General features: G+C 47.5%; 8 protein-coding genes. All 8 read left to right on the forward strand.

Going from position 1 to position 8,449, the window contains the following annotated elements; translation table 11 throughout:
- The first annotated feature begins 419 nt into the window (after positions 1 to 419).
- A complete protein-coding gene (locus tag KKC1_RS04845; protein WP_192868079.1) occupies positions 420 to 1,193 on the forward strand; it encodes an IclR family transcriptional regulator in 774 nt (257 codons plus the stop codon).
- Positions 1,194 to 1,375: 182 nt separating this feature from the next.
- Entirely contained in the window at positions 1,376 to 2,734 is a 1,359-nt protein-coding gene (locus tag KKC1_RS04850; protein ID WP_202819951.1) for an ABC transporter substrate-binding protein, read from the forward strand.
- A 207-nt stretch (positions 2,735 to 2,941) separates the two neighbouring features.
- Positions 2,942 to 3,814 (forward strand): branched-chain amino acid ABC transporter permease, encoded by an 873-nt coding sequence (locus tag KKC1_RS04855; RefSeq protein WP_202819952.1) that lies wholly within the window; start codon positions 2,942 to 2,944, stop codon positions 3,812 to 3,814.
- 12 nt (positions 3,815 to 3,826) lie between these two features.
- A complete protein-coding gene (locus KKC1_RS04860) occupies positions 3,827 to 4,849 on the forward strand; it encodes a branched-chain amino acid ABC transporter permease (protein ID WP_202819953.1) in 1,023 nt (340 codons plus the stop codon).
- Positions 4,850 to 4,851: 2 nt separating this feature from the next.
- A complete protein-coding gene (locus KKC1_RS04865; RefSeq protein ID WP_088553371.1) occupies positions 4,852 to 5,583 on the forward strand; it encodes an ABC transporter ATP-binding protein in 732 nt (243 codons plus the stop codon).
- The gene (locus tag KKC1_RS04870) at positions 5,567 to 6,274 is read left to right on the forward strand and encodes an ABC transporter ATP-binding protein (protein WP_088553372.1); all 708 of its coding nucleotides are present in this window, start codon (positions 5,567 to 5,569) and stop codon (positions 6,272 to 6,274) included. The genes KKC1_RS04865 and KKC1_RS04870 overlap by 17 nt, the downstream gene beginning before the upstream one ends.
- 151 nt (positions 6,275 to 6,425) lie before the next feature.
- On the forward strand, positions 6,426 to 7,190 hold the full coding sequence (locus KKC1_RS04875; RefSeq protein ID WP_088553373.1) for a LamB/YcsF family protein: 765 nt from the start codon (positions 6,426 to 6,428) through the stop codon (positions 7,188 to 7,190).
- 92 nt (positions 7,191 to 7,282) lie between these two features.
- Positions 7,283 to 8,071 carry a putative hydro-lyase gene (locus KKC1_RS04880; RefSeq protein ID WP_088553374.1) on the forward strand — a complete coding sequence of 263 codons (789 nt, stop codon included), beginning with the start codon at positions 7,283 to 7,285 and terminating at the stop codon, positions 8,069 to 8,071.
- Positions 8,072 to 8,449: the final 378 nt, after the last annotated feature.

The raw sequence follows: 8,449 nt of genomic DNA on the forward strand, positions 1-8,449 counted from the left end.
CGTAATTTGACGTACACTTTTAAGCCTCGATTGGAGCAGGGAAAATTTTACCCGATACTACTTGACACATTCAATGCAAAAAATTAACTTGACGCTAAAACTAACAGAAGATATAATCTAAATAAGGCAAAGTATTACCTCAGGAGAGCAATGGTGTTCTCTAGCAGGAGGGCGGAGAAGTCTGAGCGAGACTATTTATCGCTAGACTTCTTTTTTAATACCTTTGACGCCAGGTGGGAGGACGAGCTGTTTCACTTCAAAGCAACGGTGGGATCAAGGGTTCAGCTAAGTATAGCCATTATTTGAAACAGCGGTTCATATAGTGAACCACTTGGGTTATTAGAATCTTCTGAATTGGCACAACTTTTGGGATTAGACCATGAATGAATGTAAGCAAACGGTCACGGGGGGCTTTGATTTTGAGCGATGATAGAATCGTTAAAACTGTGGATAAGGCTCTTCGGCTTTTGAAATATTTTGAAACCAATGATTGCCTGGGACTTACTGAACTTGCCAGGCGTTCGGGGTATTCCAAAGCTACTACATACCGACTCTTGTGTACTCTTGAGAAGCACGGATTTTTGAAACGCACTTTGGATTTTAACGATACTAGATACCGATTGGGTTTGCGGTTGCTCGAATTAGGCAATCTGGTTAAAGAACGCCTGGAGCTACGACGGGTGGCTCTTCCTCAGATGGTCCGCTTACGAGATAGGGTTGGCGATTCGGTTCAGTTGGTAGTGCGCGATGAACTGGATGGGATCTACATTGAGGTTGTTGAATCTAAAAATCCTGTCCGCCTTTATATCAGGCCTGGACGGCGTGCTCCTCTATACGCCGGGGCCTCGACCAGGCTGCTGTTAGCCTATCTGCCCGAGGAAGAGATAGACCGCATTCTCCAAATTTGTCCGCCCCGGGCGCATACTCCCAACACCATTACTGACGTGGCAGTTCTGAAAAAAGTCCTGGCAAAAGTTAAGGAAAGAGGGTTTGCGTTGAGTAAGGGAGAATTGGCCATAAATTCAGCAGAACTGGCCGTGCCGCTTTTTGACAGCGAGGGACAGGTGGTCGCTGCCTTAAGTTTGGCTGGGTCAGATCACAATTATCATGGCACCCAACTGAGGGAATTTTTGACTGCTATAAAGGACACCGCCCGGATCATTTCCAAGGCCCTGGGCTATAGGGGTGATTAACCACGGCTGAAAAAATGTTAGGGATAACTAGTTCTGGTTATCTCGTTTCGTATGAGATCCGTTATGGGACCAATAATGAGGAAAGGAGTGATGTCTAAAGATCGAGGTTAGCTTCACCTTTCGGGCGACCTGTGACAGCATGGTTATGACAAGCGAATAAAAGAAAAAAGGGAGGTAAAAAAATGCAGTTTCTGAAGAGACACAAACTGGTTAACCTATTTTTTGTTTTGATGCTTACTGTTGCCCTTGTAGCCGGGTGTACAACAACTACCCAACCAAAAGAAACGAGCGAAAAGCAGACAGAGCAAGGGACAACCGAGACACAAAAGAGTGGGGAAGCCGCGGAGCAAGTAAGTGAAATTAAAATAGGTGCTATTTATCCCTTGTCCGGGTCAGCTGCGGCCACCGGTGAAGATTTGGCTAATGGTGTTAAACTGGCCGTAGAAATTATTAACGGTAGTTATCCAGATCTGAACCTGCCCTTGGCCAAGGACGCTGGTTTGCCCAACCTGGGTGGGGCCAAGATTAAATTGATTCTTGCGGATCATCAAGCTTCACCTGAGAAGGGTGCCAGTGAAGCGGAGAGATTGATTACCCAGGAAAAAGTCGTTGCTCTCGTTGGCAGTTACCACAGTTCTGTGACGGCCACGGCTAGCCAGACGGCCGAACGTTACGGCATTCCATTTGTAAACGGAGAATCTACCTCTCCTACCCTAACAAAAAGGGGATTTAAATGGTTTTTCCGCACTACCCCCGATGACCAGATATTCTCGGAAAACTTTTTCCAGTTCCTTGATGATTTAAAAGAAAAAGGCTTGATTAGCGATCCGAAATTAGCCCTGCTTTATGAAAATACCCTTTGGGGTAGTGAGGTGGGTAAGTTTGAAAAGCAATTTGCTGCTGAGTATGGCTATAATGTGGTAGAGGATATTAACTACCCGGCAAAAAGCACCAACCTTAACAGTGAGGTGCAGAAACTTAAAGCTGCCAAACCGGACATTCTACTGCAGGCCTCTTATGTTTCTGACGCCATCCTCTCCATGAAAACATATAAGGAACTTGACTTTAATGTGGATGCTATCCTGGCCATGGATGCCGGTTTTATTGCGCCCGAATTTCTTAAGGTTCTGAACGAAGACGGTGAATATATCCTAAGCCGAGAGGTATGGGCTCTGGACCTGGCGAAAAACAAGCCAATGATCAAGTTGGTTAATGACATGTTTAAGGAACGTTTCGGTACCAACATGGATGGCAACTCAGCCCGAGCCTTCACTGCAATGTTGGTACTGGCCGATGCCATCAATCGCGCTGGCTCAGTAGAGCCTGAGGCTATTCAGCAGGCCCTGCTTGAAACTAACATACCAGCGGAGCAGCTGATTATGCCATGGAAGGGTATAAAATTCGATCCCGAAACCCATCAAAATGTCCTTGGTTCTGGGATTATCGTTCAGATACAAAACGGCGAGTATGTAACTGTTTGGCCGTGGAATCTGGCTTCTAAAGACCTGATTTGGCCGATGCCCAAATGGTCGGATAGGTAAACAAGCTAAGTTACATGGGGGAGGGAAAACAGAGTAAGGTTAAGTATTATTGAGAAACGGTCGGCTGCTTAAACCCTTATTCCAAACTACAGCACGGACAGAACTCTTTTGCAACGGAGCTTAGTTATTGGTAGTTTGGACAAATAACTGTCTGCCGAGACCTGCTCTGTTTAACCCTCCCCCTTCAGTATTAAGGGAGGTAATCATGTGGAAGGATTGACAACTGAAATCGTGATACAGACTCTGGTTAGTGGGCTTTTGTGGGGCTGTATTTATGCCCTGATTGCCATTGGACTGACAATTATCTTTGGAGTTATGGATATTGTTAATTTTGCCCACGGGGAGTTTCTGATGGTAAGTATGTTTATCGTCTATTCCCTTAGTTTGCTAGGTATCAATCCTTTGATTTCACTGCCGGTGGCTGCTATAGCTTTATTTGCACTGGGGATTCTCTCTTACAAAACATTAATCCGCCGTGTGTTGGATGCGCCCATGTTGGCTCAGATTTTTGTAACTTTTGGTTTAATGATCTTTTTACGCAACCTTGCCCATCTTATTTACAGTGCAGATTATCGTTCCGTTGCAGTTTCTGTCTTTCAGGGGAGAGTTGAGGTTCTGGGTATTTACCTTAGCACGCCGCAGGTCATAGCTGCTTTAGTTGCTGCAGTGATGACGGCTGCTGTCTATTGGTTTATTACCAAAACGGAAATGGGATGGGCCTTAATGGCTGTGGCGGAAAATAAGAATGCTGCCTCCTTAATGGGAATCAACAGTGAGCGTATGTATGCTCTTGCCTGGGGCATAGGGGCCGCCTGTGTTGGCGTAGCTGGAGCCCTTTTGGCCAACTTTTATTATATTTTCCCAGAAGTAGGTGCGTTGTTCGGGTTGCTTGCCTACGTTGTGGTGGCTTTGGGGGGCTTCGGAAGCATCCAAGGGGCTTTTGTTGCCGGAATTATTATCGGGGTTACCGAGGCCCTTGCAGGATTGTTGATCGATCCATCGGTGAAGTACGTAATCGTTTTCTCGGTTTACGTAGTTGTGGTTGTACTTCGACCCAAAGGCTTGATGGGTAATGTGTAAGGGGTGTATCAGGTGAAAGAGTCCAAGATTTTATCACAGGAAAATGCTTCCCTGCAGACGAAGATTGTGAGTAAAGGTAAGACGGTTCAGGGAGTGCTGTTGTTTTTTGCCAGCCTAGCTTTAGTAATCCTACCTTACGTGGTTCAACAGCCTTTTTATTTACACGTGTTTATTCTGATATTTTTGTACGCTGTTATGGGTGGTGCCTGGAATATACTGGGGGGGTATACAGGACAGGTTTCCTTGGGCCATGCTGTTTATTTTGGTATAGGGGCTTATGCTTCTACAATGTTGATGATGGAGTGGCAGATTAGTCCTTGGCTTGGTATGCTGATTGGAATGATCTTGGCCGTTTTAGTTTCATTAGCCATCGGCTACCCAACCTTTCGTCTGAAGGGACACTATTTTGCTATTGCCACTCTTGCTCTTGGCGAGATTTTCATGATTATTTTTTCCAATTGGGAATGGGTTGGCGCTGCTGTTGGGCTTTACCTTCCTATCTTGCCATCGGTTTGGATTAACTTCCAATTTACAGAAAAGACTCCCTATTACTATATTGCCTTGGGAATGCTTGGCCTTACTTTACTCGTAACCCGACTGGTGGAGAAAAGCCGCCTTGGTTATTATTTTCGGGCCATCAAAAACGACCAGGATGCAGCGAAAGCATTGGGAATCAATACTACCTATTATAAGATGGTTGCCATGGCTATTAGTGCAGCCCTAATGGCGATGGCTGGTACTTTTTATGCGCAGTATGTTTTATATATTGACCCCAATAGCGTACTGGCAATGTCGATTTCCATCCAGGCCTGTCTGGTCGCTGTTATGGGTGGAGTAGGTACTCTATGGGGTCCTGTTATCGGTGCTGCCATTCTGGTGCCCTTATCCGAATTTACTCGCAGCTACCTGGGCGGAAGTGGTTCCGCGCTCGATCTGGTTGTCTACGGGGTCTTGATTATGCTGATTGCTGTTTTTCAACCTGCCGGCTTAATGGGATTATTTGGGCGCAATCAGGCCCGGAGAAAGGAGGCTTAACTTTGGCTCTGTTGGAGATTCAAAAGCTGACCAAACGGTTTGGTGGCCTTGTTGCCAACCGGGAAATTTCTATGCAAATCGATGAAGGGGAAATTGTGGGTTTGATTGGCCCTAACGGAGCGGGTAAAAGTACCTTTTTTGCCATGGTGGCCGGTTTTTACCAACCTGATGGAGGGAGGATATTTTTCAACGGTGAGGACATCACCGGGAGGTCCCCCGAATATATCTGTCGGAAGGGGATCACCCGCACCTTTCAAATAGTTAAACCTTTCGAAGATATGACTGTATTGGAAAATGTTATGGTTGGTGCTTTTTTGCGGACCGCGAGTCCCACTCGGGCAAGAAAAGAGGCTGAAGAGGTTTTAGAATTCACCGGGCTGGCCAACAAATTGGATTGGGAGGCCAAGGGGCTAACCATTGCCGATAAAAAACGTCTAGAACTGGCCCGTGCTTTGGCTACCAAACCCAAGCTGCTACTCTTAGACGAGGTCATGGCTGGTTTGACGCCTACCGAAACCCTTGAAGCTGTGGAATTGATCCGGCAGATTCATAAAAGGGGAATTGCCCTTTTTATTGTAGAACATGTAATGGAAGTGGTGATGCCCATTTCTCACCGGGTTGTGGTTTTGGATGGCGGTGAAAAAATCGCTGAGGGAACCCCAGAGGAAGTCGCTAAGGATCCCCGAGTGATTAAATCTTACTTAGGAGAGATGGACCATGTTGCTTCAGGTTAAAGATCTCAAATCTGGTTACAAAGGAGTTCCTGCCATTCACGATGTTTCCTTTGAAATCAAAAAAGGGGAAATAGTCGTAATAGTAGGGGGGAATGGGGCCGGAAAATCAACGATTCTTCGGACGATTTCGGGGTTGATTAGGCCAACGGGAGGGGAAATAGTTTTCGACGGCAGGCGAATAGATCAACTACCGGCGCATGAGGTGGTAGCTGCAGGGATAGCCCATGTACCTGAAGGAAGATGGATCTTCGGGCGAATGACGGTACAACAGAACCTGATCCTTGGTGCCTACACCCAAAAATCGGAGGAGGAGCGGCTGAAAACCCTAGAGATGATTTATAGGATTTTTCCTCGGCTAAAAGAGCGCCGGGAACAGGTTGCCGGAACCATGAGCGGGGGCGAACAGCAAATGCTAGCGATTGCCCGGGGCCTTATGTCTAGACCTAAGCTGCTGATGCTTGATGAGCCGTCGCTCGGCATTATGCCCAAGCTGGTCATGGAGATATTGGAAATGATTAGGGAAATTAACCAAAGGGGGACGACTATTCTCCTGGTGGAGCAAAATGTTCATGCCGCCTTGAAATTGGCGGATAGGGCTTACGTCCTGCAGACGGGTAGAATCGTCGCTGAGGGGGCAGGAAGAGAACTCATGGAAGATGAGCGAATCCGAAAGGCCTACCTAGGGATGTAAACGATCCATGGTATGCGGTAATTAGTACTAGGCGACCTATAGGATTCTACGACGTCAAGCATCGAAATTGTATTTAGTTTATTAAAGAGTTTAAATTTAGGGGATTGGGGGGAGAAAGAGAACTGGTCAGCCTATTTGGGAGGGAAAAACTATGACTCTTAAGGTGGATTTGAACTGTGATCTGGGTGAAAGTTTTGGATCATACGTCATTGGCATGGATCAGGAGATTATCAAACTTATTACCTCGGCTAATATTGCTTGCGGATTCCATGCGGGGGATCCCAGAGTCATGTTAAGGACCGTGAATATGGCCCGGGATTACGGTGTGGCGGTTGGTGCTCACCCCGGGATACTTGACCTTGTCGGTTTTGGGCGACGCTATTTGGCTCTTACCCCTGAAGAGGCAGAGACTGACATTATCTACCAGGTAGGAGCTATGCTTGGGATCTGCCGGGCGGCTGGTGTGCGATTGCAACATGTTAAGCCCCATGGTGCCTTGTATAATATGGTCGCTAAGGACTATGAAGTTGCCGTTGCTGTGGCCCGGGGGATAGCTGCTGTGGATAAAGAGCTGATCATTTTTGCCCAGCCGGGGTCTGCGTTTGCCCGGGCAGGGGAAGAATTGGGCCTGAAGGTTGCTTATGAGGTTTTTGCTGATCGGGTTTACAATCCTGACGGAACTTTGGTTTCGCGCCGTGAGGCTGGTGCAGTGATTCATGACCCGGAGCAGGCTTCAGAACAGGTGTTGAGGATGGTTCTGGAAGGAAAGGTCAGGACCAGGAATGGCGAAGACATTGCTGTTAAAGCCGATACTATTTGTGTCCACGGTGATAATCCCAAAGCGTTGGAGTTGGTTAAAACCATTCGTCAGAGGCTTCTTGATGCTGGCGTGGATATTAAACCGGTTGGCGGCTAGTTTTTAAGCGGTAGGATCTGGCATTAATTTAAGTAGAGAGAAGGTTGGTCTGAAATCAGTAGATGTCGGCCTCATAAGAGGAGGGAATTCGCATGAACTTCGCAGATCTCAAGCCTAGTGAACTGCGAAGGGAGATTAGAGCCGGCTGCTGGCGAAGCCCCACGGCGGGCCTAGCCCCGGGTTACGTACAGGCTAATCTAGTGGTGTTACCCAAACGGGACGCTTTTGATTTTCTTTTATTTGCCCAACGCAACCCCCAAGCATGTCCCGTTATTGACGTGACAGATCCGGGTTCTCCGGTACCGGAGCGGGTTGCCCCCGGGGCGGACCTTCGAACCGACGTGCCGAAATACAGGATTTACCGGCAAGGTATCTTGGAAGCCGAAGTGACGGAAATTACGGCTTACTGGCGAGAAGACCTGGTGGCGTTTCTCTTGGGATGCAGTTTTACCTTTGAGAGCGCCTTGATGGCGGCTGGGATCCCGGTGCGGCATATTGAGGAAGGGAAAAATGTTCCCATGTTTATCACTAATCGGCAGTGTGTGCCTGCCGGAATATTTCGGGGTCCGATGGTAGTAAGTATGCGCCCCATCCCGGTGGAATTAGTTGTTCGTGCCGTGCAGGTGACTTCCCGCTTTCCGGGCGTACACGGGGCGCCAGTGCATCTAGGAAACCCGCAACAGATCGGTATTACGGATCTTTCCAAGCCACACTTTGGAGACGCTGTTTCTGTAAGACCAGACGAGATACCTGTATTCTGGGCATGTGGGGTTACCCCGCAGGCAGTGGCCATGGAAGCCAAGCCGGAATTAATGATCACCCATGCTCCTGGGCATATGTTTATCACCGATCTGAAAGACGAGGAATTATCAATCTTTTAGACGCGATAGGGCGGAAAAACAAGGAGGGGCTATTGGAGCATAAGTTTGACTTAGTGTTGTGAACTTTGTGGGGATGATCCTCTTGACTCAAGAGAGAAACGCATCTTTGCCATCTTCCAATTTTTGGTCGCGATCAGCAAGGGGCTGTTAAGTTGTAAAATAACCTAATGACACTGACGGTTACCCATTGGTCCTGGTGACCTTGGCATTGGGGTTGAAATAATGATTGCATGGGCCTTCAAAATTATTATAAGCGGGGGCGATACGTTTATGATGCATTGCTCCCTTTTCTGGAGGGAGAGGCTAATATATGTACCTTAAACCTCGGTACTTGCCGGCGGGCGACCGAGCCGTTGTGGTAGAATTCGGCAATAGCAT

Source organism: Calderihabitans maritimus, from assembly GCF_002207765.1.
Lineage (GTDB): Bacteria > Bacillota > KKC1 > Calderihabitantales > Calderihabitantaceae > Calderihabitans > Calderihabitans maritimus.